Annotated in this window: 22 protein-coding genes; 13 read left to right on the top strand and 9 right to left on the bottom strand. The window is 66.3% G+C overall.

What is annotated here, in order from left to right:
• Positions 1-103, bottom strand: a 103-nt coding sequence (locus ACNFIA_RS22265) for a transposase (RefSeq protein ID WP_416788720.1), incomplete at its 3' end; no start/stop codon positions are given.
• A gap of 352 nt (positions 104-455) precedes the next feature.
• Here ACNFIA_RS22265 and ACNFIA_RS22260 point away from each other — a divergent pair.
• Positions 456-872 carry a response regulator gene (locus ACNFIA_RS22260; RefSeq protein ID WP_416788706.1) on the top strand — a complete coding sequence of 139 codons (417 nt, stop codon included), beginning with the start codon at positions 456-458 and terminating at the stop codon, positions 870-872.
• On the opposite strand, the gene ACNFIA_RS22255 is transcribed toward ACNFIA_RS22260, so the two are convergent.
• On the bottom strand, positions 853-1,200 hold the full coding sequence (locus tag ACNFIA_RS22255; RefSeq protein WP_416788703.1) for a YggL family protein: 348 nt from the start codon (positions 1,198-1,200) through the stop codon (positions 853-855). The two genes, ACNFIA_RS22260 and ACNFIA_RS22255, sit on opposite strands and share 20 nt — an antisense overlap.
• A gap of 245 nt (positions 1,201-1,445) precedes the next feature.
• Between ACNFIA_RS22255 and dacB the strand changes: the two genes are divergently transcribed.
• Entirely contained in the window at positions 1,446-2,882 is a 1,437-nt protein-coding gene (dacB, locus tag ACNFIA_RS22250) for a D-alanyl-D-alanine carboxypeptidase/D-alanyl-D-alanine-endopeptidase (RefSeq protein ID WP_416788701.1), read from the top strand.
• 38 nt (positions 2,883-2,920) lie between these two features.
• Here the strand turns inward: dacB and ACNFIA_RS22245 are convergent, their stop codons facing one another.
• Entirely contained in the window at positions 2,921-5,332 is a 2,412-nt protein-coding gene (locus ACNFIA_RS22245; RefSeq protein ID WP_416788698.1) for a diguanylate cyclase, read from the bottom strand.
• 101 nt (positions 5,333-5,433) lie between these two features.
• A complete protein-coding gene (rlmKL, locus tag ACNFIA_RS22240; RefSeq protein WP_416788695.1) occupies positions 5,434-7,617 on the bottom strand; it encodes a bifunctional 23S rRNA (guanine(2069)-N(7))-methyltransferase RlmK/23S rRNA (guanine(2445)-N(2))-methyltransferase RlmL in 2,184 nt (727 codons plus the stop codon).
• A gap of 483 nt (positions 7,618-8,100) precedes the next feature.
• Here rlmKL and rmf point away from each other — a divergent pair, with 483 nt between their 5' ends.
• On the top strand, positions 8,101-8,319 hold the full coding sequence (rmf, locus tag ACNFIA_RS22235; protein ID WP_081519407.1) for a ribosome modulation factor: 219 nt from the start codon (positions 8,101-8,103) through the stop codon (positions 8,317-8,319).
• A 102-nt stretch (positions 8,320-8,421) separates the two neighbouring features.
• Here the strand turns inward: rmf and ACNFIA_RS22230 are convergent, their stop codons facing one another.
• Both ACNFIA_RS22230 and ACNFIA_RS22225 read right to left on the bottom strand, forming a co-directional pair.
• Entirely contained in the window at positions 8,422-9,447 is a 1,026-nt protein-coding gene (locus tag ACNFIA_RS22230; RefSeq protein ID WP_259756217.1) for a quinone-dependent dihydroorotate dehydrogenase, read from the bottom strand.
• 53 nt (positions 9,448-9,500) lie between these two features.
• Positions 9,501-9,722 (bottom strand): DUF2835 domain-containing protein, encoded by a 222-nt coding sequence (locus tag ACNFIA_RS22225; protein ID WP_416788692.1) that lies wholly within the window; start codon positions 9,720-9,722, stop codon positions 9,501-9,503.
• 146 nt (positions 9,723-9,868) lie between these two features.
• Here ACNFIA_RS22225 and ACNFIA_RS22220 point away from each other — a divergent pair, with 146 nt between their 5' ends.
• The gene (locus ACNFIA_RS22220; protein WP_259756221.1) at positions 9,869-10,750 is read left to right on the top strand and encodes a DUF6685 family protein; all 882 of its coding nucleotides are present in this window, start codon (positions 9,869-9,871) and stop codon (positions 10,748-10,750) included.
• A gap of 7 nt (positions 10,751-10,757) precedes the next feature.
• On the opposite strand, the gene ACNFIA_RS22215 is transcribed toward ACNFIA_RS22220, so the two are convergent.
• Positions 10,758-11,168, bottom strand: coding sequence for a helix-turn-helix domain-containing protein (locus tag ACNFIA_RS22215; RefSeq protein ID WP_416788718.1), 411 nt, complete (start codon positions 11,166-11,168; stop codon positions 10,758-10,760).
• A gap of 124 nt (positions 11,169-11,292) precedes the next feature.
• Here ACNFIA_RS22215 and ACNFIA_RS22210 point away from each other — a divergent pair, with 124 nt between their 5' ends.
• The gene (locus ACNFIA_RS22210; RefSeq protein WP_259756225.1) at positions 11,293-11,505 is read left to right on the top strand and encodes a helix-turn-helix domain-containing protein; all 213 of its coding nucleotides are present in this window, start codon (positions 11,293-11,295) and stop codon (positions 11,503-11,505) included.
• Here the strand turns inward: ACNFIA_RS22210 and ACNFIA_RS22205 are convergent.
• Complete coding sequence (locus tag ACNFIA_RS22205) at positions 11,496-12,026, bottom strand: hypothetical protein (protein WP_416788689.1); 531 nt, start codon at positions 12,024-12,026, stop codon at positions 11,496-11,498. The genes ACNFIA_RS22210 and ACNFIA_RS22205 overlap by 10 nt on opposite strands.
• A gap of 199 nt (positions 12,027-12,225) precedes the next feature.
• On the opposite strand from ACNFIA_RS22205, the gene ACNFIA_RS22200 reads away from it, so the two are divergent.
• Complete coding sequence (locus tag ACNFIA_RS22200; RefSeq protein WP_416788686.1) at positions 12,226-12,441, top strand: hypothetical protein; 216 nt, start codon at positions 12,226-12,228, stop codon at positions 12,439-12,441.
• Between the two features lie 443 nt (positions 12,442-12,884).
• On the opposite strand, the gene ACNFIA_RS22195 is transcribed toward ACNFIA_RS22200, so the two are convergent.
• Positions 12,885-17,747 carry an NAD-glutamate dehydrogenase gene (locus tag ACNFIA_RS22195; protein ID WP_416788684.1) on the bottom strand — a complete coding sequence of 1,621 codons (4,863 nt, stop codon included), beginning with the start codon at positions 17,745-17,747 and terminating at the stop codon, positions 12,885-12,887.
• A gap of 308 nt (positions 17,748-18,055) precedes the next feature.
• Between ACNFIA_RS22195 and ACNFIA_RS22190 the strand changes: the two genes are divergently transcribed.
• The 7 genes from ACNFIA_RS22190 to ACNFIA_RS22160 all read left to right on the top strand — a co-directional run bounded on the left by ACNFIA_RS22190 (position 18,056) and on the right by ACNFIA_RS22160 (position 25,813).
• A complete protein-coding gene (locus tag ACNFIA_RS22190; RefSeq protein ID WP_259756230.1) occupies positions 18,056-18,928 on the top strand; it encodes a DUF1353 domain-containing protein in 873 nt (290 codons plus the stop codon).
• A gap of 61 nt (positions 18,929-18,989) precedes the next feature.
• Positions 18,990-19,949, top strand: coding sequence for an AAA family ATPase (locus ACNFIA_RS22185; RefSeq protein ID WP_184589183.1), 960 nt, complete (start codon positions 18,990-18,992; stop codon positions 19,947-19,949).
• A 1-nt stretch (position 19,950) separates the two neighbouring features.
• The gene (locus ACNFIA_RS22180) at positions 19,951-20,895 is read left to right on the top strand and encodes a DUF58 domain-containing protein (protein WP_259756231.1); all 945 of its coding nucleotides are present in this window, start codon (positions 19,951-19,953) and stop codon (positions 20,893-20,895) included.
• Positions 20,892-21,389 carry a DUF4381 domain-containing protein gene (locus tag ACNFIA_RS22175; protein ID WP_259756232.1) on the top strand — a complete coding sequence of 166 codons (498 nt, stop codon included), beginning with the start codon at positions 20,892-20,894 and terminating at the stop codon, positions 21,387-21,389. The genes ACNFIA_RS22180 and ACNFIA_RS22175 overlap by 4 nt, the downstream gene beginning before the upstream one ends.
• On the top strand, positions 21,382-22,416 hold the full coding sequence (locus ACNFIA_RS22170; RefSeq protein ID WP_416788680.1) for a vWA domain-containing protein: 1,035 nt from the start codon (positions 21,382-21,384) through the stop codon (positions 22,414-22,416). The genes ACNFIA_RS22175 and ACNFIA_RS22170 overlap by 8 nt, the downstream gene beginning before the upstream one ends.
• Entirely contained in the window at positions 22,413-24,173 is a 1,761-nt protein-coding gene (locus tag ACNFIA_RS22165; RefSeq protein WP_416788677.1) for a VWA domain-containing protein, read from the top strand. Before ACNFIA_RS22170 ends, ACNFIA_RS22165 begins: the two co-directional genes overlap by 4 nt.
• The gene (locus ACNFIA_RS22160) at positions 24,170-25,813 is read left to right on the top strand and encodes a BatD family protein (protein WP_416788674.1); all 1,644 of its coding nucleotides are present in this window, start codon (positions 24,170-24,172) and stop codon (positions 25,811-25,813) included. The genes ACNFIA_RS22165 and ACNFIA_RS22160 overlap by 4 nt, the downstream gene beginning before the upstream one ends.
• The last annotated feature ends 3 nt before the right edge of the window (positions 25,814-25,816 follow it).

The raw sequence follows: 25,816 nt of genomic DNA, 5'->3' as shown, positions 1-25,816 counted from the left end.
ACACACCCAAACGCTCCGCCACATCCGCTACACGCAGGCCGCGCTCGGTAACTTGTCTGACCGCTTCGATTTTGAATTCTTCGGGGTAACGCTGGTTGCTCATGGCACCTCCTGATGGGCCTCATTATGAGGCTTGGAGGTGTCTACGAAACTAGGGGCGATTCACAAGGTAGAGAAAATCGCAACCCTACAGTTGGGACCGAAGAGACTCGCGAACAGCAATCAAGTTAGCCAATCATTAATCCAGACTGACAAACACGAAAGTAAAAACCGAAAAGCAAATCCGCGCACAATTTCCACTGACGCGTTAAAAAGCAGAAGACCCAGCAAGCGCATACCGGCGAATTGGCTTAACTCAGTATTCGCGAAGGCCCAACAGAAGCAATTTGCGCCACAGGTGAGTTGAAAAGTTGGCAACACCCGATGGCGACCTGCAACTTCCTGGAGCCCCATCTGTGCAAAATAATAAATTCAGCATTCTGGTTGTCGAAGACCACCCCTTCCAACTGATCGCCGCGCAAATGCACTTGAACCGGCTGGGTTTCTTCAGGTTGTCCCCAGCACTGGATGCCAGCGAAGCACGCGAGGAGTGCGCGCGTCGCAGCGAGCCGTTCGATCTGCTGCTGTGCGACATCAACCTACCCGGCACCGATGGCATCGAACTGGTCTGCGAGCTGGCCGAGGCGGGGAGCATTCGTCAGGCAGTCCTGTTGAGCTGCCGTGACGAAGAAGAATTGCTCACCCTGCTGCAGACACTCAGAGCGCGCGGCCTGCCCGTGCTCGCGTGCCTGCCCAAACCGCTCGATCCATGGGCGCTGATGCGCGTCCTGGAAGCGGACGAGAGCCTTGAACTCACTGGCCCGGCGGATTGACCGGCTGGTCCGGGTACCAGGCATCGACCAGCGGACCGACAGTCGCCTGCGCCAGTTCGGGCTGCTGTTTCAACCACCCTTCGACCCACTCCCGCTGCTGCGCAGTGACTGAGCCGCGCCGCGCCAGGCAAATGAATCCGTACTCGTCACAACCGCTGTAAACCAGATCATTCGGCTCGACGGCGTCGGCCGCGAAACGCTGCATGAATGCGCCGATAGTCTCCTCGTTCTGTCCCTGCTTGTAGTTGAAACTCAACTCGAATCCGAGCTCCTGGAATTCATCGACACACAACTTCTTGCGTAAACGACGGGAACGTTGGGTGGCCATCCGACTCTCTCCTCAATAGCGGCATCCGCTATTCGATGTAGTTGCGTCTCCAGAACTTGCGCAAACGCTGTCCTGCAGGGTTTTCCCGAGACGATCGGTATTCGAAGGTCTGCGCATCCTGGAACGGCTTGCGGCATAATGTGCCGCAGCTCCCGGTCCAACAGGGAGTATTTCATCTGTAGTGTTGCGCTTCATCTTTTCATTTTTTCAAGTCAATGCCCGACCACTGGGATGTCACCTTTTCTATGTTCAAGTCTCTGCGCGTCCTCGCTCTCGCTACCTTATTGCCCTTCGCCTTGCCAGCCGTTGCCCAGATCAACACCACCCTGCCCGAACGCGTCCAGAAGGCGTTGCGGGCCAGCAAGCTCAACGACGATGCCCTGTCGCTGGTGATGATTCCGCTGGAAGGCCCCGGCAACGCGACCTACTTCAACTCCGACGTCTCGGTGAACCCGGCGTCGACCATGAAGCTGTTCACCACCTACGCCGCGCTGGAAATGCTCGGCCCGACCTACCAGTGGCAGACCGAGTTCTACACCGACGGCCAGCTCAAGGACGGCACCCTCAACGGCAACCTGTACCTCAAGGGCGGCGGCGACCCGAAGCTGAACCTGGAAAAGCTCTGGCTGATGATGCGCGACCTGCGCGCCAATGGCGTACGCACCGTCACGGGTGATCTGGTGCTGGACCGCAGCTACTTCAACATTCCGCAGCTGCCGGTGTTCAACGATGACGGCGGCGACGACAACAAGCCCTTCCTGGTCGGCCCCGACTCGCTGATGGTCAACCTGAAGAGCGTGCGCCTGGTGATCCGCACCGAAGGCAGCAAGGCCACTGTGCTGATGGATCCGCCGCTGGCGAACGTTCGTATCGACAACCAGATCCAGGTGAGCAAGGCCGCAGCGTGCCCGGCCTGGCCGAAACTGCGCTTCAACCCGGTGACCCAGTTCGACGGCACCTCGCTGGTCGCCACCGGGCAGATTCCCCAGGGGTGCAGCGCTCAGACCTACATGTCGCTGCTCGAGCACCCGGCATACACCGCTGGCGCCGTGCGCGGCATCTGGCAGGAGCTGGGCGGCAGCATTCTCGGCAAGGACCGCGAAGGCGCGGTGCCGAAGAACGCCACCCTGGTCGCCCGCGCGATGTCGCCGGACGTGGTGGAGATCATCCGCGACATCAACAAGTACAGTAACAACACCATGGCCCGCCAGCTGTTCCTCTCGGTCGGCCGCCAGTACCGCAACGGCGCCGACGCGGACGACGCCCAGGCTGCGCAGCGGGTGATTCGCCAGTGGCTGGCGCGCAAGGGCATCACCGCGAGCCATCTGGTGATGGAAAACGGCTCGGGCCTGTCCCGCGACGAACGCGTCAGCGCCCGCGAGATGGCGGCCATGCTGCAAGCCGCCTGGCACAGCCCCTACGCCGCGGAATACATTTCCTCGCTGCCGATCGTGGCCAAAGACGGCACCATGCGTAAACGCCTGCGTGGCACGCCCATGGCCGGCGAAGCCCACGTGAAGACCGGTACCCTCAACACCGTGCGCGCCCTCGCCGGCTTCAGCCGCGACGCCAACGGCCGCACCTGGGTGGTGGTTGCGATCCTCAACAGCAACCGACCGTGGGGCGCGTCCTCGATCCTGGACCAGGTGTTGCTGGACCTCTACAACAGCACCAAGCACTGACCCACGCGAACCCCGGCCCGATGGCCGGGGTTTTCGCATCAGGCTTCCACCCTCTCCAGCCGATCACGCCCGAGTCGCTTGGCACGGTAGACCGCCCTATCCACCTTGCGCATCAGGTCGTCCGCACTCTCTCCAGGGCGCCAGGACGCCACGCCGAAGCTCGCTGTCACGATCCCCACCCCCTCCATCGGCTGGCTGCGCAGGGCCTGCCACAACGCCTCGGCCAATTGCCAGGCCTGGTCCGCGGTGCTGCCCGGGCAAAGCACCACCAGCTCCTCGCCGCCCAGGCGGCAGAACACATCGACCTTGCGCAGACGCTGCGCGATCCGCTGGCACAAGGTGACCAGCACGACATCGCCGGCCTCGTGGCCGAAGCGGTCATTGATGTTCTTGAAATGGTCGATGTCGAACATCACCAGGGACAGCGGCTCGCCACTACGGGAGCAGCGCGCCATGGCCTGGTCGAGTTGCTCCTTGAAGTAGCGGCGATTGTGGATCCCGGTGAGCGCATCGGTGACCGACAGCCGCCGCAGCTCCAGCTCCGCCTCCTTGCGCCGGGTGATGTCGGTGGCGATGCCCAGGTAGCCCGTCGTATGGCCGGCCGAATCGCGGACGCCGGTGATGATCAGGTTGATCTTCAGTTGCCGGCCATCGCGTCGGATACAGGTCCACTCGTGCTCTTCGTGGCCCTCGCCCACCAGCGCACCGACCACGTCGAACCCGCGAATCTCGCGCCCGAGCACGCTGGACAGTTCGTGCGCACGGCGGCGAATCTCGTCCTTGACGAACACATTTTCCGGCACGGGCCGCCCGATCACCTCATGGGCGCTGTAGCCGAACATGCGCTCGGCCCCCACATTGAAACTGCGCACGAAACCACGCAGGTCGGTGGAGACGATGGCCACCTGGGTCGCCGCATCGAGCAGGCCGTGCAGACGGCTGTTCACCTCGCCCAGCTCCAGCTCGGCCGCCTTGCGCGAGCTGATGTCGGTCTGGGTGCCGATCATCCGTCGTGGCGCGCCGCTGTTGTCGCGCTCCACCACCTGCCCGCGATCGAGCACCCAGAGCCAGCGCCCGCTCTTGCAGCGAAGCCGGTGCTCGCTCTGGTACAGCGAGGATTCGCCGCGAAGGTGTCGGCGCAACGCATCGCAGCGCGCCGCCTGGTCGTCCGGGTGGACGCGGCTCAGGCTCTCATCGGTGAACGTGCCCACCTCGCTGTCGCGATAACCGAGCATGGCCTTCCAGGCGTGGGAATAGAAGACGTTGCCGGTATCCAGGCTCCAGTCCCAGACGCCATGCCCCGCGCTATCCATGGCGAAGTGCAGGCGCGCCTGGTTCTCCTGCAGTTCCAGTTGGTTCGCCCGCAGCTCGGCGGTGCGCTCGGCCACCAGCTGCAGGGCGCGCTGGCGCTGGCCGAGCAGCGTCAGCACGTAGCCGGCCAGCAGGAGCGAGGTCAGCCCGCCGGCAAACACCACCCACCATTGCGGATGCCCCTGGTTGCGCCGGAGGAAGTCGCTGGAAGGCTCGACGCGCACCAGATAGTCGCGGCCGGCGAACGGCAGGTGGCGCTCCGAGACCAGCCCTGCCGTCTGGTCCGCCAGCACCGGGCTGCGGTAAAGCGGCACGTCCGGGCGGGGATCGCCGGCATCGCGCAGGGTCAGCGCCAACTGCTCGCCCCGCACTTGCGAGCCCTGCTCGATGAGCAGACGGTAGCTGATCGCCGCCAGCAGGATGCCCCGGATGCCGACGCGCGTCTCCGCCGTCGGGCTGGACATCGCGCTGTTGCGATAGAGGGGGGCCGCCAGCAGCAGGCCGGTGGAATCCGCCGGTGGTGCGCCGGGCAGCACAACCGGCATCGAGGCGGCCACCGCGCGCGTCTTCATCACCCGCTGAGTCAGCTCGCGCCCCGGCAGGGTGGAGTTGAGATCCAGCCCCAGGGGCATCTCCTCCAGGTATTCGGAGGCGCCATACAGGACAGGAAAGTAGCGTTCGCGAACCTGTGCCGGAATCGGCCGCCCCTGCAGGTCCAGTTCGAACAGCATGTAGTCGAGCATGCCGGCAGCATGGGCGCGAGCCTCGAATGCGTCGCGCTGGCCCTGATCGACACGGGGCAGCCAGGCATACCCCAAGGTATCGCCGAGCAACGGACTGACGAAGTGTTCGAACTCCTCGCGGGAAACGTCCTGGGAGTTCTCGAAAAAGCGCTGGATCGACTCCAGTTCGCTCAGTTGCGTCGACAACCGCTCGCGCACCCGGTCGATACGCTCATTGGCGGTGAGCACGAACTGCTGCTCCAGAGCCATGCGGGCATTGCGCCAGACATTCCAGCCCAGCAGCGCCGTCAGCAAAAGGCCCGCCACCAGCACCACAGCGGCGGCACGCAGGGCCTTCCTATGGCTGGCGACTCCCTGAGCGGCGGGCAACTGCTCGTAGGCCGGCAACTGAGTCATGGAGTTTCCCGTTCTCAGGAGTACTCAGTTTTTATAGCAGCCGATGGCCATTTGCCCAGCCTTGGCGCGACGCGCGGCCAAGGCCGCACGCCGCCCGGGCATCAGCGTACGGTGATACGCCAGGCGCGGTGGATCTTGCTGTTGCGGGCGAAATCCTGGTCCAGCGTCTGCGCGCTGATTTCCTCGACCTGGTAACGCGCGGCCAGGCCTTCATCCAGCTCGAACTTGCGGAAGTTGTTGGAGAAGTACAGGACCCCGCCCTTGGCCAGGCGCGCCATGGCCAGGTCGATCAGCTCGACATGGTCACGCTGCACGTCGAACACCCCTTCCATGCGCTTGGAGTTGGAGAAGGTCGGCGGATCGATGAACACCAGGTCGTACTCGCCGCGGTCCTCGCGCAGCCAATCCATCACGTCGCTCTGCACCAGGCGCTGCTTGTCGGAGAAACCATTGAGCGACAGGTTGCGCCGTGCCCAGTCCAGGTAGGTCTTGGACAGGTCGACGCTGGTGGTGCTGCGCGCATCGCCCTTGGCGGCGTGCACGGTGGCCGTGGCGGTGTAGCAGAACAGGTTGAGGAAGCGCTTGCCTGCCGCCTCGCGCTGGATGCGCAGGCGGATCGGCCGGTGGTCGAGGAACAGGCCGGTATCCAGGTAGTCGGTCAGGTTGACCAGCAGCTTCACGCCGCCCTCCTCGACCTCCATGAAGCGGCCTTCGGCGTTCTGCCGCTCGTACTGCTTCTTGCCGGTCTGGCGTTCACGGCGCTTGATCACGATGCGCTCGGTGGGAATGCCCAGCGCCTGCGGCAGCGCGGCGAGCGCGTCGAGCAAACGGGTCTGCGCCTTCTCCGGATCGATGGACTTGGGCGCCGCGTATTCCTGCACATGCGCCCAGTCGCGGTAAAGGTCCACGGCCAGGGCGTACTCGGGCATGTCGGCGTCATACACGCGGTAGCACTCGATCTTTTCCTTGCGCGCCCACTTGCCCAGCGCCTTGACGTTCTTCTGCAGGCGGTTGGCGAACATCTGCCCGCCTTCGCTCAGGCGCGCCTGCTCGATCACTGCTGGGCCCTGCGCGGCAGTCGCTTCGCTGCGCTCACCCCGCTCGCCGGTCACGAACTGGCGCGGCTCCACGTCGAGCATGATCAGCTTGCAGGGCAGCGCGCCGTTGAAGAAGGCGTACTGCTTGTGGCTACGGATGCCCATGCGCTTGCCCAGCTCGGGTGCACCGGTGAACACGCCGGCGCTCCAGCCCAGGCAGCTCTGGCGCAGGCGTTCGCCCAGGTGCTGATAGAGGTACAGCAGGCTGGCTTCGTCACCCAGGCGCTCGCCGTAGGGCGGGTTGCAGATGATCAGCCCCTTCTGGCCCTTGTCCGGGCGCGGCTCGAAGGTGGCCAGCTCCCCCTGGTAGATCTTCACCCACTCGGCCAGGCCGGAGCGTTCGATGTTGTTGCGCGCCGGCTGGATCAGCCGCGGGTCCGCCTCGTAGCCACGAATCCATAACGGAGTCTTCGCCAGGCCGATTTCTGCACGCTGCTGGGCTTCCTCGATCAATTTCTTCCAGATGGCCGGCACATGGCCCAGCCAGTGGCTGAAGCCCCAGCGCTCGCGCTTGAGGTTCGGCGCGATATCGGCTGCCATCAGTCCAGCCTCGATGAGGAAGGTGCCGACGCCGCACATTGGGTCGGACAATGCGCCGCCTTCAGCGGCGATCTTCGGCCAACCGGCGCGGATCAGCACGGCAGCCGCGAGGTTTTCCTTCAGCGGCGCGGCGCCCTGCTGCAGGCGGTAGCCCCGCTGGTGCAGGCTATGGCCGGAAAGGTCCAGAGACAGTACGGCTTGGCCGCGATCCAGGTGCAGGTGCACGCGGATATCCGGGTTGACCTTGTCCACCGTCGGGCGCTTGCCGAACTCCGCGCGCAGGTTGTCGACGATGGCGTCCTTCACCTTCAGCGCGCCAAAGTGGGTATTGTCGATGCCCGAGCCCTTGCCGCTGAACTCCACCGCCAGGCTGCCGCCGGCGTCCAGGTGGTCGCTCCAGGGCACGGCGTTGACGCCCAGGTAGAGATCCTCCGCGTTGTTCACCGGGAAGCGCGACAACACCAGCAGCACGCGGTTGGCCAGACGCGACCACAGGCACAGGCGATAGGCCGTCTCCAGGTCGCCCTTGCCGCGAATGGCCGAAACCTGGGCGCGCGCCTCGGTCAGCCCGAGCGCCTGGGCTTCCTCCAGCAACAGGCCGTCGAGCCCTTTCGGGCAGGTGAGGAAGAGATCGTGCAAATCCGCCATGCAAATAGTTCCTGGGCCCAAGCCCTTTCAGCAAAGCCGCTTACGGCCTTGTCGGCCACCTTTTGTTCATCCGCGCAAACGCAAAGGTGGCCCGTATCGTCATTTTCAGGGATGGGTCGGCGCGCCGGCCTGCGGCCTCGCGTCGCAGAAAGCCATCCCACTCGTCGGAACGAGAGGTGGTCTCAATTAGACACACATTCCTCTTGATCCTCGGCAAGCTCCCGCCCCTGGCGGGTTATGCCGTACTGGCATTTTGCAAACCCGACGAACCTTATGGCTTGAACCCATAAGAGTTACGTCCTTATGACAAATTGGTCATTCACAGCCCCGGAACCTTTCGATAGAACTCGGGTTAATCCTTCACCGCAACGGTGTCGGGCGGGGCGCGTCACGCCGGCAATGCGCCCCATTGGCGGAAATTTCCGCCCGGCCTCCCTGGGGGGCCAACGGGACATAACAGTCAACAAGTGAGGGCAATACCCTATGAGAAGACTTAAGCGTGATCCGTTGGAAAGAGCCTTTTTGCGTGGTTATCAGCACGGCATTACTGGAAAATCTCGCGACCTCTGTCCGTTTACCCATCCCACCACCCGGCAATCCTGGCTCAACGGCTGGCGTGAGGGCCGCGGCGACAACTGGGATGGTTTGACCGGCGCCGCCGGTATTCAACGAGTGAACCAATTGCAGCACGCAACAGGCTGAATCCAGGGTCACCCCCGACTTCCCCAAGCCGCCCCATCCGGGCGGAAAAGGGCGCAAGCCCCAGGGCTCCGAAAGGAGCCCTACTTATTTCTGCCTTCTGTATTACCCGCGCTGGGCTGCCGCAATGGCATCCACCGCTTCGCGGATCAGCGCCGGGCCCTTGTAGATGAAGCCCGAATAAATCTGCACCAGGCTGGCGCCGGCGGCGATCTTCTCGGCCGCGTGCGCGCCCTCGGTGATACCGCCAGCCGCGATGATGGGCAGGCGACCGCCCAGTTCACCCGCCAGCACCTTCACGATGTGGGTGCTCTTCTCGCGCACCGGAGCCCCCGACAAACCACCCGCCTCGTTACCGAACGGCAGGTGCTCGACGCCTTCGCGGCCGAGGGTGGTATTGGTGGCTATCACCGCGTCCATGCCCGCGTCGATCAGCGCCGCGGCGACCATCGCGGTCTCCTCGTCGCTCATGTCCGGGGCGATCTTGATCGCCAGCGGCACACGACGGCCATGCTGCACGGCCAGGTCTTCCTGGCGCAGGCGCAGCGCTTCGAGCAATTGCTTGAGCGAATCGCCGAACTGCAGGCTGCGCAGGCCGGGGGTATTCGGCGAGCTGACATTGACCGTGACGTAGCTGGCGTGGGCGTAGACCTTGTCCAGGCAAATCAGGTAGTCGTCCACCGCGCGCTCGACCGGCGTATCGAAGTTCTTGCCGATGTTGATGCCCAGCACGCCCTTGTATTTCGCCGCCTTAACCCGCTCGATCAGGTGATCGACGCCGTGGTTGTTGAAGCCCATGCGGTTGATGATCGCGGTGGCTTGCGGCAGGCGGAAGATGCGTGGCTTGGGGTTGCCCGGCTGGGGGCGCGGGGTGACGGTGCCGATCTCGACGAAGCCGAAGCCCAGCTGGGCGAAGCCATCGATGGCATCACCGTTCTTGTCCAGGCCGGCCGCCAGGCCCACCGGGTTGGCGAATTCCAGGCCCATGACCTTCACTGGCAGGCTCTTCGGTGCCTGCGTCAGCAGGCCATTGAGGCCCAGGCGGCCACCGGCGCCGATCAGGTCGATGGACAATTCATGGGAAGTTTCCGGGGAGAGCTTGAACAGGAGCTCGCGGGCCAGGCTGTACATGGTCGGGCATCGGTCGGCAAAATGGGGCGCTATTATAGCCAGTCCGCCCTCGCTCAGGCGAGGCGACGCAGCGCCAGCAGCCGCCCGGAATCGTCGAATTCCAGCTCGAAGCTGCCGTGCACTCCGGAATGAGTGACGAATGGACGCAGGTGATGCGCCGGCAAATTGACCTGCCGACCGTCGCGACTGGTCACCTGGACCCGGTTGGCGTGCCCGCGGTAGAGCGCTTGAAGCCGATCCGCCGACAGGGAAATATCCAGCACAACGCACGCCATGGAGGCCTCCTGGAAATGAAGGACAGAATTTTGCCACAACGCATGCGCCCAACGGCGCCAGGGTTTTCTATGCTTAGGGCAATTCGCCGCGCCGGCCCGGCGCTTCCTGCACTGCCCAGCCAGCCTTCGGGAGCCTTGCGTCGTCCATGAGTCAACCACCTCGCCCCCGCAGCGTGACCAGCCGGCTGGCAGCCCTTGCCCAACGTCTGGGCATCGGCGCGACAGAGGGGCGGAATATCGCCGAACGCAGCCGGAGCCTGTCGCTGCCCTTCGAGCCCCTGCCCGACTGGCCCGCCGGCCTCGGCTGGCAATCCGGCCCGCCGCTGTATCGGTTGATCGACCTGCCGCGCGGCGCGCTCTCCGGCCCCGTGCAGGAAGACAAGGCACGTATCCACGCGGTGCTCAAGCGCCTGGTGACCAGCGTCCGCGAGGCGCATCCGGCGGTCGATGTGCGCAGCATCGACGGCCTGTGCTGCCGCAGCCTGCTCGACAGCCCGCTGGCTGGCCTGGAAGAGCTGTCCAACTGCGAGCAATGCCGCAAGGTGCGGATCATCAGCTACAACGATTTCACCAAGGTGCTGGGTGTGGCCCTGCCCGGCTTCGAGCGCAAGGCGCCGTTGCAGTTGCGCAGCGCCGGCTGGCACGGCGCGCGGCTGTTCTGGGACGACGACAACCACCCCTGCGAACTGGCCAACGCGGTGGTGTATGCAAGGCGCCGCGGCCTGGAAATCATCCTGCCGGCGACTATCCAGCGCTTTTCGCTGGACAGCGTCGTGCTGGACGAACTGGCCCGGGACTTCCACATGCTCGCCATGCCGGCCAAGGCCTGGAGCGAAGCGGCGTTCATGGAGCTGCTGCTGGAAACCGGCATGCCCTACGCGCGCTTCGGCCTGTTCAATTCGGAGACCCCGGAAAGCCTGCTGCTGCCCAGGGACCATCCGCAATCGGATGCCTTCGGCCTGGGCCTGCGGGAAGCCGGCGCGCCCGACGTGATCGCCTACCTGCGTCGCACCGGCGGCACGGCCTGAGCCGCCTTCACGTGTCGGCGGGGTCCTCGCGCAGCCGACGCTCTTCATGGTCGAGACTTTCCAGCACCTCCTGGTGCCGCGCCTGCCACTGCTCCAGGGTCAGGCCGAGGGTGGTCAGCAACTGCGGATTGCTCTTGACCAGATAAACCGCCGCACGCTGGGCGGAGTCCTCGACCTTCCAGTTCACTTCGGCCGGGTCGATGGGGCCTTCGTAGGTGATCCAGCGGCTGAAATCCGGGTAGACGCTGCAGACCTTCTGGAAATCCATGTCGCGCATGCGCTGGTTGCCGTACTCGATGTTTTCCACATCCTTGGGCTTCATGCCGACTGTTTCTGCAAAGGCGCGGCGTGACAGGCCTGTCAACGAGCGAAGTGCTCGTAGCCTTTCTCCTGCGGTGAACAGGAAACGCTTCTTCATCATGTGTCGTCCATTTCCGAGACCGCTCAAGTCCGGATAAACGCCCTAACAGTTGGGATAGATTCATCATCCGGACCACGGCGAAAGCTGTGGATTAGAGGGGCTGGATGGTGCTGGACGAAGCATGAAAGAGGGAAGTGGATTCACCCCGGACTTGCGCGCAGGTGGCTATTACGTGACGCCCGAACGTTTTGCGCAGTTGATCGGTCTGGGGGATCGCCAAAGCATTGTGCATGGCTGGATCGATCAGGGAGAGCTGCCCAGCCGTTGCATTGGCGGGCAGCTACTGGTGGACCTGGGCGCCCTGCTCAGCAAGGCGCCGCCAGGTCATTCCTGATCCGCCTGCTGTACCGCTTGCAGCGCCGGCACTGCTGGAATGCCAATCTCCACGCACAACGCCATGACGCGTTCCAGGTCGTTGCGGTAAACCAGCACGCACTGCAGCTCGGTATCCAGCGGCTCGCTGAAGTCCACCAGGACGTAGCCGCCCTTCTCCGGATACAGCGCGCCGAGCTGGGTCTGAATGCGATTCAGCGCCGCCAGCGGCTCGGCCTTGCGCAGTTGCTTGGCCTGCAGGACGAAGCTCACGCTCGGATCGAAGGAGGCGCGGATCTCGCCGAACAGCTCCTCGTAGCTGTCACCCATGAACAGCACGATTTCCGGCAGGCTACCGACCACCACCCACTCGCCCAGGGGGATCGGGAAGCTGTCGTCGTAGTTGATATCCGGATTGGCGGCGAGGAAGGCCGCGGGGTCCGCGTAGGCCTGGGACGCCTCGTCGGCGATCTGCTGGATCTCTTCTTCCCCCAGGCAGCCGGAGCTGATCAGCGTGAGGAGTTCGACGAGTTGCGCATTCATGGGGTAATCCTGAAGAGAGTGAACAGCCGGAAAGCATATCCGTATTCGCTGTAAAACACCGCAGGCAGGGAACTTTCTGACGGACAAAGGCGTCCGAAGTCGCCAGAAACGATAACCACTATTGAACGGGATGATTTCTGCTCGCCTCGAGCGGTTGATAGCCTGACCAGCATCCCGAACCAGCCTGCGTGTGAAAACCATGAACCGTGCCCTTGCCCTTCTCTCCCTGACCCTGCCGCTGTGGCTGGTGGGCTGCGCCAGTCAGCCGGCTCCGCACCAGGAGCCCTACAGCGATGAGCAAGTGAAGTCCTTCGCGCTGAAGATGCTGGGCGCCAGCAACATGTCCGACGAGCTGTACGCCAAGTACCGCCGGGCGCTGACCGAGCCGCATGAGGATGGGCGGAGCGGGAGCTGAACATCCACGCCGTATCCGGACAAGCAGAGCATCTCCGCTAAGCCCCTCGCGGCGGAACGCGTTTTCCCTTTTGCCTCTGAAGGCCAGCGATACAGCCCCGTGCCCAGCGAGCGTGGCGATGGGTCGCTTATCGTGCTGTTCGCGAGCAAGCTCGCTCCTACAAAGAGAGCTTCGACCAAGGGCGAGCTGTAGGAGCGAGCTTGCTCGCGAACTGAATTCTGCCGCTTTCTCAAGAGAACACTGGCCCCACGATTCGCCCCAGCCCCGATCGGTAGACATCGCTGCATCCAGCACCATCCTGCGTGGGTGCTCGGCGGGAGGTCCGTGCGCGGGGACTCACGTCGCGGGCATGGCCCGCTCCTACAGGGGCCGCTTATCCAGGCGAAAAAAAGCCCCGCACGAGGCGGGGCTGGAGCATCAAACGGTTTGCCAGGCGTTGAGCATCAGGCCGGGTTGGTTCCTGGCTGGTTGCTCTGCGCCAGGTCGAGCAGTTCGCGGTTGGCCACGGCGTACATTGCGTAGTCGGTGCTCGTGGACGCCCGCAGATCGGCGAGCATCGCGCGCCAGCGGGCGACCATCGGGGCGTGCTGTTCCAGCCAGAGCGCCACGCGCGCGTCGATCTCCGCCGGGCCGTCCAGCATCTGCAGCACGGACACGGTAATCGCTCGCTGCTGCCAGTCCAGGTCATCGCGGAAGGCTTCGCGGGCCAGCGCCTGCCAGTTGTTGTCCACCGGCAGGGAGCTGATCTGCTGCAGGTACCAGGTCAGTTCCAGCTCGCTGCCCAGGGCGAAGTAGGCGCGGGCCACATCGGCCGGGTCGCGGCCGGTGACGTCCGCCGCTTCGATGATCGGCAGGAGGGTGTAGAGGTGACTGGTGCCCGCGACCATGCGCGCCAGCAGCTCCGGCACGCCCGCGTCGACGTAGGCCTGGTAGCGTGCCTGCCACAGTTCGCGGGTCGGGCCTTCGAGCAGTTCGTTGAGCTTCAGGCCCAGGGCGGCAATGCGCGGACCGAAGTGCGCCACGTCGCGAGCAGCGTCCTGCTCGTTGCGGCGGCTGCGCAGGAACCAGCGGGTCGCGCGGCGGCCCAGGCGCATCAGCTCGTCCATCAGGGTCAGCTGCACTTCCGCCGGCACCTGGTAGTCCAGCGCCTCGATCTGGCGGAACCAATGCGGCAGGTGGAAGACATCGCGCACGATCACGTAGGCACCCGCCACGTTCGCCGGCGTCATGCCGGTGGACTCCTTCAGGCGCTGCACGAAGGTGATGCCCATGTGGTTGATCAGGTCGTTGGCGATCTGCGTGCTGACGATCTCGCGCTTCAGGCGGTGCTTGCGCATGGCCGAGCCGAAGGTATCGACCAGGGTCTGCGGGAAGGCCGTCTCCATGTCGCGGGTCAGGTAGTCGTCGTCCGGCACCAGCGAGCCCAGCAGTTGCTCCTTCAGATCGATCTTGCTGTAGGAAATCAGCACGGCCAGCTCGGCTCGGGTCAGCCCCTGGCCGGCAGCGATGCGTTCGGCCAGCGCCTCGTCGGTGGGCAGGAATTCCAGCGCACGGTCCAGCTTGCCGCGAGCTTCCAGATCGCTCATCAGGCGCTTGTACTCGGCGATGCGCTCGCGGGCGCGACGCTCGGCCAGGGACAGCGCCTGGGTCTGCTTGTAGTTGTTGCCCAGCACCAGTTCGGACACCTGGTCGGTCATTTCCGCCAGCAGCTTGTTGCGCTGCTTGCTGGTCATGTCGCCGGCGGCCACCACCTCGTTGAGCAGGATCTTGATGTTCACCTCGTGGTCGGAGCAGTCCACGCCACCGGCGTTGTCGATGAAGTCGGTGTTGCAGGCGCCGCCGTTGAGGCCGAATTCGACCCGTGCCAGTTGCGTCATGCCGAGGTTGCCGCCCTCGCCCACCACCTTCACCCGCAGCTCACGGCCATCCACGCGCAGGCCATCGTTGGCCTTGTCGCCGACGTCGGCGTGGGTTTCATCGCTGGACTTCACGTAGGTGCCGATGCCGCCGTTCCACAGCAGGTCCACCGGCGCCTTGAGCAGCGCGTGGATCAGCTCGGTCGGGGTCAGGCGCTCGGCGTCGATGTCGAAGCGCGCGCGCACTTCCGGGGTCAGGGTGATGCTCTTGGCGCTGCGCAGGAAGATGCCGCCGCCCGCGGAGATCAGCGAGGCGTCATAGTCGGCCCAGCTGGAACGCGGCAGGTTGAACAGGCGCTGGCGCTCGGCGAAGCTCGCCGCCGGGTCCGGGTTGGGGTCGAGGAAGATGTGCAGGTGGTTGAAGGCCGCCACCATCTGCAGCTTGTCGGACATCAGCAGGCCGTTGCCGAACACGTCGCCGGCCATGTCGCCGATGCCGATGACGGTCACGCTGTCCTTCTGCACGTCGATGCCGCGCTCGCGGAAGTGGCGCTGCACCGAAACCCAGCCGCCACGGGCGGTGATGCCCATGCCCTTGTGGTCGTAGCCGGCCGAGCCGCCGGAGGCGAAGGCGTCGCCCAACCAGAAGTCGTACTCGGCGGAGATGCCGTTGGCGATGTCGGAGAAGGTTGCGGTGCCCTTGTCCGCCGCCACCACCAGGTAGGGGTCGTCGGCGTCGTGGCGGACCACGTTGGCCGGCGGCACGACCTTGCCTTCCTTGAGGTTGTCGGTGATGTCCAGCAGGCCGGAGATGAAGATGCGGTAGCAGGCGATGGCCTCGGCCTGGATTTCATCGCGGCTGCCGCCCACCGGCAGGCGACGCGGGATGAAGCCGCCCTTGGCGCCGGTCGGCACGATCACCGCGTTCTTCACCTGCTGCGCCTTCACCAGGCCCAGCACTTCGGTGCGGAAGTCTTCCTCGCGATCGGACCAGCGCAGGCCGCCACGGGCCACGTCGCCGAAGCGCAGGTGCACGCCTTCCACGCGCGGGCAGTAGACGAAGATCTCGAATTTCGGCGTCGGACGGGGGATTTCCGGGATGGCCTTGGGGTTGAACTTGAAGCTGAAGTAGCTCTTGTTCTGCCCGGCCGCGTCCGGCTGGTAGAAGTTGGTGCGCAGGGTCGCCTTGATCAGGTCGAGGTAGCGCCGCAGGATGCGGTCCTCGTTGAGCACCTGGACGTTGTCCAGCGCCGCCAGGATGGCCTGCTCCAGCTTCAGCTGCTTGTCTTCCAGGTCCTCGGCGGTGAGCTTGCGGGCCAGGTAAAAGCGGGTCTTGAACAGGCGCACCAGTTCGCGGGCGATGTCCACGTGGGCGTTCAGTGCGCTGGCGATGTAGCCCAGGTCGAAGCCCAGGCGGATCTGCTTGAGGTAGCGGGCGTAGGCGCGCAGCAGGGCCACGTCGCGCCACGGCAGGCCGGCGGTCAGCACCAGGCGGTTGAAGGCGTCGTTCTCGGCATCGCCGTTGACGATGTGGACGAAGGCGTCCTGCAGGGTTTCGTTGAGTTCCTGGATGTTGACGTCCAGGCCTTCGGCGTAGGTGAAGGCGAAGTCGTGGATCCAGTACTCGCGGCCGTTGGTGTGGCGCAGGCGGTAGGGGAACTCGCCGAGCACCCGCAGGCCGAGGTTCTCCAGGATCGGCAGGACGTCCGACAGCGCCAGCGGCGTGTCGGCGTGGTACAGCTTGCAGTGCAGTTGCTGCTCACCCTGGGCCAGCGGCTGGTAGAAGCTCATCACCAGCGGGCGGCTGTCGGACAGGCTGGACAGGTGCTGCAGGTCGACCACCGCGAAATGCGGGGCGAAGCGCTCGCGATAACCGGCCGGGAAGCCCTTGGGGAAGTCTTCCAGCAGGTTGTTGCCCTGCCCTTCGCCGAAGTTTTCCAGCACCAGCGCGGCGTAGTCGTCCTGCCAGGAACGGCAGGCCTGGATGGCTTCCTGCTCCAGCTGGGCGGCGTCGACGTCGATGCGGTTCTTCGGGTCGACACGCAGGATGAACTGCACGCGGGCCAGGGTGGACTCGGAGAAGAAGGTCCAGAACTCGCAGTCGCTGGCCTTCAGGCGCTCCATCAGCACCTGCTGGATCTTCATCCGCGTTTCGGTGGAATAGATGTCACGCGGGACATAGGCCAGGCAGTAGGCGAAGCGGCCGTACGGGTCCTTGCGCAGGAACAGGCGAATCTTGTTGCGCTCCTGGATCTGCACGATGGACATCGCGGTGGTGTACAGCTCGTCCACCGGGGTCTGGAACAGGTCGTCGCGCGGCAGCACCTCGAGGATCTGCGCCAGCTCCTTGCCCAGGTGCGCCTTGCTGTCGAAGCCGGAGTTCTTCAGCACCTGCGCGACCTTGCCGCGGATGAACGGGATGTCGAATACGCTCTCGGCGTAGACCGCCGAGGTGTACAGGCCGAGGAAGCGGAACTCGCGGACGACCTTGCCCTTGGCGTCGATCTCGCGGATCGATACGTAGTCCGGGTAGGCCGGGCGGTGCACACGGCTGGGCTGCGAGGCCTTGGCGAAGGACAGCAGCACCGGCTCGCGCAGGTAGGCGACCGCGTAGTCCTCGATGTGCAGGTCATCCTTGTTCAGGCCGGCGCGCAGCAGTTTGGTCAGGCCGAGGAAGGCCTTCTCGTCGTACACCAGGTGGCCGCCGTCGGCCTCCTCCTGCACGGTGAATTCTTCATAGCCGAGGAAGGTGAAGTGGTTGTCCAGCAGCCACTCGAGGAAGGCGCGCACTTCGGCGGTTTCCTCGGCGCGGGCCTTGGCCTTGGACTTGCCCAGCCAGGCCAGCAGCTCCTCGGCCTTGGTGCGCATGGCCGGGAAGTCGGCGACCGCCAGGCGGACTTCGCCGAGCACGTCCAGCAGGGCTTTTTCCAGGGTGCGCAGCTCGCCGGCCTGGGAGACGCGGTCGATCTCCAGGTACATCAGCGATTCCTGGCGCACATCCTTGCCGGTGCTGTTCTTGGGCAGGATTTCCAGCAGGTCGCCCTTGGCGTTGCGGCGCACGCTGAGCACGTTGGTCTGCAGGGTGTGGATGCTATAGCCGCGGCGATTCAGTTCCATGCGCACCGAGTCGACCAGGAACGGCTGGTCCGGGTGCAGCACCTGCACGGCGGTGTGGGTGGACTGCCAGCCGTGCTTTTCGTAATCGGGGTTGTACACCGCCACGATGGGCTGGGCGGGGTCGAAGCGTTCCAACAGGCGCCAGGAAGACAGCGTGCAGCCGACCAGGTCGGACAGCCTGCGCTGGGTCAATTCGTCGAGGGAGATGAAGCCGAAGAACTGCTCGGCGAACAGGGCCACTTGTGGCAGACCCTTGTCGTCGACGTGCTGCGCCAGGGCCGCTTTCAGTTGTTGCTGGAAGTCGGCTTTGCTGGCTGCGGTGAAGAACGCCATGTTGTTACTCCGCTGGGCTCGTTTTGTTGGATTGAGCGTAGATCGCTTCTCGCCGTACATCAGGTGGGGCACAGATATATCCGGGCAGTGTGACCCTCGATTGACAGCCCGACCGGACAGTCACCGATGCCGCCGAGCTTATCGGGAGTCACCCGGCGCTGGCTTACGGAGCTGCGACATATTCGGTCAACGGCATGCAGGCCGTGCGTCCATCTGGAAACAAGCGATTTCGCAGTACGATCGTTCCGCATCTGCCGCAGGAAATGTCATAGCGCTATCATGGCCATCCCTGCCCTGGAATGGATGCCATGCAACGCCACCCGCCCCTGCACCGCCCCCTGCTGCGCCACCTCGACAACCTGCTGGTCACCCTGTTGGGCGCGACGCTGCTGGTGCTCGCCTGGCTGTTCCTCGATGAAGCCGTGCGCCCGCTGCTGATCGGCGCCGTACCCGTTTACCTCGGCGTGCTGCTACCGCGCATCGTCGGGCGCGACGAACGCCTGCGCCGGGTCGAAGCCGCGCGGGAACGCTCGGTGCGCGAGTGGGGCTTCTGCAGCCGCGACCGCAATGGCCCGTGGATCAACTACATCGACTTCCCGCTGGTCTGCGAGGACCCGGTATTCAACGGCCGCTTCTTCTATAGCGAGTGGTTGGTGGTGCACGACGGGCGCATCATCATCAACCCGGGCCCGGCCAGCGTCGACCTCGCCGCCGGCACCGTCGGCTACGACTTCGGCTGCACGCGCACCTACGCCTGGGATGGCTGCTCGCCGAAAGTCCCGTTCTTCTGGGTCGCCACCCTCGGCACGCCGGACTGGTGGGAGCACCTGGAAAGCGTGCAGTGCCTGCGCCACGGCCAGCAGAAGGAACGCGTGATGTTCTGGCCGGTGGCGCACCACGCCAGCCTGGTGCACGACGCGCTGTATCAGTTCCTCAACGTCGCCCCGGTGACCAAGGCCGAGGCGGACGAGCTGTTCCACCGCATGCTGCTGCGCGCCGGCATGCCGCGCCTGGTGGCCTGGGTCTACCGCTTCGCGGTGGTCCACGGCGGCGCGCGCGACATGCGCCATCAGCGCAACCCCAACAGCACGCTGCGTTGCCTGACGCCCCTGCCCGGCATCGCGCCGCCGCCGGAACCGGTAGCGCCGCACAAGGCTCGCAGCGCAGCGCTGCAAGAGTGACGGCCGATGCAGTAAAGTAGGCGCCCCGACAGCCCCACCCTTCGTCCAGGAAATCCACGCGATGGAACATCGTGAGTCGCTCCTTGCACTGCGCCAGTATCTCTCCAGCCAGATCCTCGGCCAGGAAAAGCTCATCGAGCGGCTGCTCATCGCCCTGATCGCCGACGGCCACCTGCTGGTGGAAGGCGCGCCGGGCCTGGCCAAGACCAAGGCGATCAAGGACCTGGCCGAGGGCCTTGAGGCCGAGTTCCACCGCATCCAGTTCACCCCCGACCTGCTCCCGGCCGACATCACCGGCACGGAAATCTATCGTCCGGAGAACGGCAGCTTCGTGTTCCAGCAGGGGCCGATCTTCCACCACCTGGTGCTGGCCGACGAGATCAACCGCGCGCCGGCCAAGGTGCAGTCCGCCCTGCTCGAAGCCATGGCCGAGCGCCAGGTCAGCGTGGGCCGCAGCACCTACGACCTGCCGCCGCTGTTCCTGGTGATGGCGACGCAGAACCCCATCGAGCAGGAAGGCACCTACCCGCTGCCCGAGGCCCAGCTCGACCGCTTCCTCATGCACGTGAAGATCGGCTACCCGGAAGCCTCCGTGGAGCGCCGCATCCTCCAGCAGGCCCGCGGCGAAGCGCTGCACGGCGAGACCAAGCCCGAGCGCCGGGTCACCCAGGAAGCCATCTTCGCCGCCCGCCAGGAAATCCTCGGCCTGTACATGGCCGACGCGGTGGAGGAGTACCTGGTGCAACTGATCATGGCCACGCGCACCCCGGCCAAGTACGACGCCGAGCTGGCCGAGTGGCTGTCCTACGGCGCCAGCCCGCGCGGCTCGATCGCCCTGGACCGTTGCGCGCGCGCCCACGCCTGGCTGGCCGGGCGCGATTTCGTCAGCCCCGAGGACATCCAGGCGATGCTCTTCGACGTGCTGCGCCATCGCCTGATCCTCACCTTCGAGGCGGAAGCCGCCGGGATCGACCAGGACCGCGTGGTCCAGCGCATCCTCGACGTGGTCGCCGTCGCCTGACATGCACAACGTCCTGGCGCCCGGCGTGGCCGTCTCGCTCGGCGAGCTGATCGAGATTCGTCACCGCCTGCGCGAAGTCCAGCTGTTCTCCACGCCGTCGCGGCGCAGCCCGCTGATCGGCCTGCACCACTCGCGCCTGCGCGGCCGCGGCGTGGACTTCGATCAGGTACGCGTGTACCAGGCCGGCGACGACGTGCGCACCATCGACTGGCGCGTCACCGCGCGCACCCAGGAGCCGCACACCAAGCTGTTCCATGAAGAGCGCGAGCGCCCGGTCTTCGTCCTGGTCGAGCAGAGCGCGCGGCTGTTCTTCGGCTCCGGCCTGAGCTTCAAGTCCGTGCTCGCCGCCCGCGCCGCCGCCTTCGTCGGCTGGGCCGCGCTGGCGCACAACGACCGCATCGGCGGGCTGGTCTTCACCGACAGCGAATGCCACGAGATCAAGCCCCGGCGCAGCAAGCAGAGCCTGCTGCAACTGTTCAACCTGATCGTGCGCGCCAACAACGCCCTGCTCGCCGGTTCCCACCTCAGCCACAGCGGCGACGGCTTCGGCATGGCCCTGCGGCGCGCCCGCGAGGTGCTGCGCCCCGGCAGCCTGATCATGGTGATGTGCGACGAACGCGCCCTGAGCGAGGTGGCCGAGCAGCAACTTTCCCTGCTGGCGCGGCACACCGACCTGGTGCTGCTGCCGGTGTCCGACCCGCTCGACCACGCCCTGCCCGCCGCCGGGCTGCTGAGATTTGCCGAAGGCCAGGCGCAGCTGGAACTGGACACCCACATCGATGAGCAGCGCCTGGCCTACCGCGCCCTCGGCGAAGCCCGCCGCGAACGCTGGCAACGCCTGGCCCTGCGCCTGGGCGTGCCGCTGCTGCCGCTGACCACCCAGGAAGAGCTGGTGGAACAGCTGCGCAACCTGCTGGAACAGCACCAGCCGGGATACGCCCAATGAATCCCCTCGACCAGCTGCAACCGCTGATCGAGCCCGCCGCGGTGCCCTGGTGGCCACCGGCGCCGGGCTGGTGGCTGCTCGCCGCGCTGGTGCCGCTGCTGCTCTGGGCGCTGTGGCGCAACCGCCGGCGCTGGCTGCCCAAACGCAAGGCCAAGGTGGTCGCCGAGGTGCCGCTGGACCCGCTGCGCGAAGCCGCGCTGGAAGAACTCAAGCGCCTGCCGCGCCCCTACGACCGCGCGCCGGCCGGCCCCTGGCTGCAGGCGCTCAACGGCCTGCTCAAGCGCCTGTCGCGCGCTCGCTGGCCGGACAGCCACAGCCACACCCTCAGCGGCCGCGCCTGGCTGGCATTCCTCGACACCCGCTGCCCAGCCGCCGGCCTGACCCGCTGGATGATCCTGGTGGAAGGCGGCTACCGCGCCGAATGCAAGCTGGACGACAAGGCCATCGACGGTCTCGCCGCCGCGGTGGAAACCTGGGTGCGCAAGCATGTTTGAGTTCGCCTGGCCGTGGATCTTCCTGCTCGCCCCGCTGCCCTGGGTGATGCGCTTCATCCTGCCGCCGGCCGACAGCGGCGAGGCGGCGATCAAGGTGAGCTTCCTCAAGGAACTCGAAGGCCTCGCCGGTCGCCGCGCCCGCGCGCGCCTGCCGGCCTGGCGCCAGCAGGCGCCCTTCGCCCTGCTCTGGCTGTGCCTGCTGCTGGCCGGCGCGCGCCCGCAGTGGGTCGGCGAGCCGCTGCCGATTCCTGCCACCGGCCGCGACCTGCTGGTGGCGGTGGACGTCTCCGGCTCCATGGATTACGCCGACATGACCTGGGATGGCGCCGACGTCAGCCGTCTCGACCTGGTGAAGAAACTCTTCGGCGACTTCATCGAGGGCCGCCGGGGGGATCGGGTCGGCCTGATCCTGTTCGGCACCCGCGCCTACCTGCAGGCGCCGCTGACCTTCGACCGTCACACCGTGCGCATCTGGCTGGACGAAGCGCTGATCGGCATCGCCGGCAAGGACACCGCCCTGGGCGACGCCATCGGCCTGGCGGTCAAGCGCCTGCGCCAGCGCCCCGCCGAGAGCCGCGTGCTGGTGCTGATCACCGATGGCGCCAACACCGCCGGCGAGATATCGCCGCAGACCGCCGCCAAGCTGGCCGCCGAAGAACAGGTGAAGGTCTACACCATCGGTATCGGCGCCGACCCGAAACAGGGTGGCGTCGCCGGCCTGTTCGGCCTCAACCCGGGGCTGGACCTGGACGAGCCGACGCTCAAGGCCATCGCCGAGAGCACCGGCGGCGAATACTTCCGCGCGCGAAACGGCGAAGAGCTGCAACGCATCTCCGACAGCCTCGACCAGCTCGAACCGGTGGAACAGAAACCGACCCAGGCGCGCCCGGCCATTGCCCTGTACCGCTGGCCGCTGTTGCTGGCGGTGCTGATCAGCGCCGCGGTGGTCATCGGCACCCTGTGGCCGCCCGAAGAGTGGCGCTGGCCGGCCTGGATCCCGCGCCTGCAGAAGGAGCGCCGGCCATGAGCCACGCCTGGCCGCACCTGCTGCACCCGCTCTGGCTGATCCTGCTGCTGCCCCTTGGCTGGCTGCTGTGGAAGCTCTGGCACCGCGAACGCCGCGCCGGCCGCTGGCAATTGCTGCTGCCCCCGGCCTTCCACCCCTGGCTGCTGGCCGGCGGCAGTGGCCGGCATGAACGCCGCCCGTGGGTCTACCTGGGCATCGCCTGGCTGCTGGCCGTGCTCGCCCTGCTCGGCCCCAGCTGGCAGCAGGTGGAGCAACCGACCCTGGAGCGCAGCGACCCGCTGGTGGTGGTGCTGGAACTCACCCCGCAGATGCTCGCCACCGACCTCAAGCCCACGCGCCTGGAGCAGGCCCGCCACAAACTGCTGGACCTGCTGCAGAGCCGCAGCGACGCGCAGACGGCCATCGTCGTCTACGCCGGCAGCGCCCACACGCTCGTACCGCTGTCCAATGACCTGGGCACCGCGCGCAACCTGCTCGACGCGCTCAAGCCATCGATCATGCCCGAACCCGGCCAGCGCGCCGACCTCGCGGTGGCCCAGGCCCGCCGCCTGCTGGACAACGGCGCCGAGGGCAACGGCCGCATCCTGCTGATCACCAGCGCGCTGGACGCCCGTGAACGCCAGGGCATCCGCCAGGCGCTCAAAGGCAAGGGCAAGGACCTGCTGCTGCTCGCCGTGGGAACTCCTGGCGGCGCGCCCATCGCCCAGGAGGACGGCACCTTCCTCAAGGACGACCAGGGCAACATCCTCGTGCCGCGCCTGGACGAAGGCTCGCTGCGCGCCTTCGCCACCGACCTGGGCGGCCGTTTCCAGCGCCTGCGCGCCAACAGCGGCGACCTGCGCTCCCTCGGCCTGCTGGACAGCACCCAAGGCCTGCAAGTCAGCGAAGAGGACGCCCTGCTGCGCCTGCAACGCTGGGCCGACCAGGGTTACTGGCTGCTGTTGCCGCTGCTCCTGCTCGCCGCCTGCGCGGGCCGGCGCGGCTGGCTGTTCAGCCTGCCGCTGATGCTGCCGCTGCTGTGGGCGCCCCCGCAGGATGCCAACGCCTTCGAGTTCAACGACCTGTGGCTGCGCCCCGACCAGCAGGGCCAGCGCCTGCTCGATGCCGGGCGCCCCGCCGATGCCGCCGAGCGTTTCGAGGATTTCCGCTGGAAGGGCCTGGCGCTGTACCGCGCCGGCGATTATGTCGACGCCGCCCAGGCGTTCGCCCAGAGCGACGAGGCCGCCGACCACTACAACCGCGGCAACGCCCTGGCCCGGCAGAACGAGCTGGAAGCCGCCATCGACGCCTACGACCAGGCGCTGGAGCGCGACCCCGAGCTGGAAGCCGCCCGGCGCAACAAGGCCCTGCTCGAAGACCTGCTGCGCCAGCGCAAGGACAACCCCGCCGGCAGCAGCAGCGACCAGCCGCCACCGCACAACCAGGACCCTGCGCAGAGCAGCGACCCCCAGGCCGCCACGCCTCAGGATCAGCAGCAGGAGGACGAGCACTCCGGCGAACGCGACTCGCAGCCGGCGCCGGCGGCGCAGAACCCATCGCAGGATGCCGACCGCCCCGCCGCCAGCCAGAGCAACAGGCCCGGCGAGGATGTTCGCGAAGAAGCCGAAACCAACCCGGAGGATGCCGGTCCACTGGGTGACGAGCGCCGTCAGGCCCTGGAACAGTGGCTGCGGCAGATTCCCGACGACCCGTCCGAGCTATTGCGCCGCAAGTTCTGGTACCAGCAACAGCAGCAGCGCCAGGAACCCACCCCATGAAACGGCTGATCTGCCTGACCCTGCTCTGCCTCGCCGCGTTCCGCGCCGAGGCCAGCTTCACCGCCAGCGTCGACCGTGCGCGCCTGAACCAGGGCGAGAGCGTCGAGCTGACGCTGGAGTCGGACGACCCCACGCTGTTCGGCAAGCCCGACCTCAAGCCGCTGGACGATCGTTTCGTGGTGCTCGGCACGCGCCAGGTCAACCGCCTCACCACGCTCAACGGCAAGGCCCAGGCCACCACGCGCTGGATCATCACGCTGCAGCCGCGCAGCGAAGGCAAGGTGGAAATCCCGCCGATCCACCTGGGCGGCAACACCAGCGAGCCGATCAGCCTCGAGGTGCTCAAGGCCGAGGACAATGCCGATGGCCAGAAGCTCGCCCCGGTGTTCATCGACGCCAGCGTCGACCGCGAGCAGAGCTGGGTGCAGGCCCAGGTCATTCTCACCCTGCGCATCTATCACTCGGTGTCGCTGTACGACGACAGCAGCCTCAGCCCGCTGCGCATGAACGACGCCCGCGTCGAGCAGCTGGGCGAGCCGCGCACCTACGAAAAAGTCATCAACGGCGTGCGCCACGGCGTGATCGAGGTGCGCTACGCGATCTTCCCGCAGAAGAGCGGCACGCTGGAAATCCCCGGCCAGACCTTCAACGCCACCCAGGTCGCCCAGGGCCGCAACGACGCCTACAACCCCTTCGGCCCGCCGCCGGGCAAGCAGGTGCGGGTGATCTCGCCGAGCATCCCGCTGGAGGTCGACCCCAAGCCCGCCGATTACCCGAAGGACGCGCCCTGGCTGCCGGCCCGCTCGCTCAGCCTGAGCGAAACCTGGAGCCCGCAGCCCGAGGAAGCCAAGGCCGGCGAGTCGCTCACGCGCAACATCATGCTGCGCGTGGACGGGCTGTCCAGCGCGCAACTGCCGCCGCTGCCGATCAGCCTGCCCGACAATCTGCGCCACTATCCGGACCAGCCACAGCTGGCCAATGAAGCCAGCGACCAGGGCATGATCGGCAGCCGCGAGGAGCGCGAGGCGCTGATCGCCGACAAGGCCGGGCCGGTGGAGCTGCCGCCGGTGGAAGTGGTCTGGTGGAATACCCAGGAGCGCCGCGTGGAGCGCACCAGCCTGCCGGCGCGCACCCTGCAGGTGGCCGCGAACGCGCAACTGGAAGAGCACACCGACACCCCCGCCGCCCCGAGCGAAACGACGGTCAGCGATGTCCTGCTGTGGCCCTGGCAGCTCGCCTGTGCGCTGCTCAGCCTGACCACCCTGCTCGGCTTCGGCCTCTGGTGGCGCGCCCGCAGCCAGCCGGCGGTGATCCGCGTGGCGCCAGCCGGCCCGAGCACCCGCACGCTGCTGGATGAACTGCGCCGCGCCTGCCAGGCCAACGACCCGCACGCCACCCGCCAGGCCCTGGACGCCTGGGCACGGCAGCAACCGGAAACCCTGGCCGACATGGCAGCGCGTTTCGTGCCGCTGTCCGATGCGCTCGACGGCCTCAACGGTGCGCTCTACAGCGACAGCGAAGGCGGGCGCAACTGGCAGGGAGAGGACCTCTGGCGCGCCATCCGCACCCTGCCCGGCGCCGATCCGGACACCCCGCCAGCGGCGGAAGCCAGCAGCCTGCCGCCGCTGTACCCGCGCTGACGG

Origin of the sequence: Pseudomonas sp. NY15437 (assembly GCF_048068435.1) — a bacterium.
GTDB lineage: Bacteria > Pseudomonadota > Gammaproteobacteria > Pseudomonadales > Pseudomonadaceae > Pseudomonas > Pseudomonas nitroreducens_B.
The sequence above is the reverse complement of the archived record's forward strand: the minus strand, read 5'-3'. Positions and strand labels throughout refer to the sequence as shown.